This window comes from Verrucomicrobiia bacterium (assembly GCA_035460805.1).
Lineage (GTDB): Bacteria > Patescibacteriota > UBA1384 > CAILIB01 > CAILIB01 > DATHWI01.
Genome location: DATHWI010000051.1, coordinates 1 through 1,808 on the forward strand (window position 1 = coordinate 1; position 1,808 = coordinate 1,808).

Sequence of the window (1,808 nt, forward strand, 5' to 3'; positions counted from 1 at the left end):
CCAGGAACCTGGTCTTCAATGACTACGTTTTTTCCAGTAGCCACAACTTTTGCAGGCTCTGGCGGGGAGGCGACCGCAACCACCTTAGTGGCTACAAAGCCCTTAATCTTATCTGCATCCACCGTAGGGTTCATGGCCACGCTTGTGCCGCCGCCAAAGAACAGGCTCCAAGCCTCTTTCACCCATCCCGTAGCATTGGCGCCATGTCCCAGCTTCCAGGCTTCATCCAAAGCGCTGTCTACCGGTACGGCAAAGCCAAGCTCTTCCGCGGTAGTAGTAATTTCTACCTCTGGATACTCCTCGGTTTCCGCGTCCTTAGGCTGGCTAATGTCGGGCATTGCTACCACTACGCTACGGGCCGTAGCCTTATCGACCACATCTTGAACCTTCTTTTTTGCCTCGTCACGGGACAAGCCACCAACTGCAACAGACCCTACTTTAATACCTGGGTAGTATGTGTCCTTGTGAGCATACGTAACACCCACGCCCACCATGGCAAGGAGGGCGAGTAATACGGCAATGAAAAAGGTTGTGTATTTAACCCCTTTGGGGATATTAAGCGCGGCCATGAAGATCTTCCAACTCCTTGATTACCATTCGCACTAGTTCTTTTGGATCATCGTTTATCACCACTCGCCCGTGCCCACGGTGGGCCTTTTCCATGAGGAGAGGAATATCGTCGATGATGCCACCGCTACCAGAAAGAATGCCGATTACTTTGTTTCGCTCAAAGGCATGTGTAAATTCGTGCAGGGTACCAATACGGCCGCTCACTTCAATGACGGCATCTGCAAAATCCACAAGCACTGTGTCCCTACCAGCATAGTCATATCCTGTGAAAAAAATAAAGTCATGGTGCTGAATAGGAAGCCGGTATTTCTTAGTGTGCTCAAGGATGGAGTTGGCGGGAGAAAAGCCAATCACCTGCCCATGTACCGATTTTGCGCCGCGGGCAGCGGCATATGGCACGCCGCTTGTAGCACCGGTAACAACAATGCCTCCGTGGATGGCCACCTGTTTGCCAACTTGGTAGCCAAAGTGCTCGCCCGTTTCCGCGGCTTCACCCGCAGCGGCTCCTGAGACAACAATTTTAGGGTCGAATAGCATAGTAGTTTTATTGTACCCCGGTTTGAACGGGTGGCGTTACTGGCTGAAAAGGGGAAACCCGGGGGGTTATACTCTCACGCACTGCGCTGGAGACTTGGTGAAGAAGCTGCTTAAGGAATGCCGGCTCCCCCTCCTCAAAGGCATTCGCCACTTCCGTAATGTATGTCTCCGCGTCGGAATTGTTGCGGTAAGACTTGATAGTTGAGACTACAGTGTCTGCAGAAAGTGGGTCCAGGCAGGCTTCCACAAACAAGTTATCGGAAAGGAACTTGAGGATATCCACAGGAATAGACTGGGCTTTTGCGGCGGCAGCAATCTCACGCGTACGGGCAGCAGCCGTTCCATTTATGACTGAATCCCGCGTCCAGACCTCGTTGAGCAAGCGGTAAACATCCAATGTACTTGCCCCAACTTGGGTGTACTTGGCACGACGGGTCACCTCTTCTGAGACAAGGACTTTTTGCAAGAAGTTTGACCGCATCATGTCCCAGAGCTGTGCTTCGCTTGTCTCCAGGAAACCGCCCTCGCCCAGGCTAAGGATGGCAAGGAGTTGGCAGTTAAACTCGTAGCGCTCAAAGTACGAAGCCAGCGTAGCAAGCTCCACGCAATGGGCTTCAGGCAAAAAGCCAAGCGAGCGATAAAAGTCCGCCCACTCATCCACTTCTGACTGGCTAGGCTCCCTGTCTGAATCGTAGGCCTCA

3 protein-coding genes are annotated in these 1,808 nt (G+C 52.5%); all 3 read right to left on the reverse strand.

Translation table 11 applies throughout. The features are described 5' to 3' along the window. Positions 1–569: peptidoglycan binding domain-containing protein (locus tag VLA04_01725; protein ID HSI20414.1), on the reverse strand; the 569-nt coding region annotated here is incomplete at its 3' end. Then, positions 556–1,107 carry a hypothetical protein gene (locus VLA04_01730; GenBank protein HSI20415.1) on the reverse strand — a complete coding sequence of 184 codons (552 nt, stop codon included), beginning with the start codon at positions 1,105–1,107 and terminating at the stop codon, positions 556–558. The genes VLA04_01730 and VLA04_01725, both read right to left, overlap by 14 nt. Positions 1,108–1,114: 7 nt before the next feature. Beyond that, the coding region (locus tag VLA04_01735) for a hypothetical protein (GenBank protein HSI20416.1) at positions 1,115–1,808 on the reverse strand (694 nt) is incomplete at its 5' end.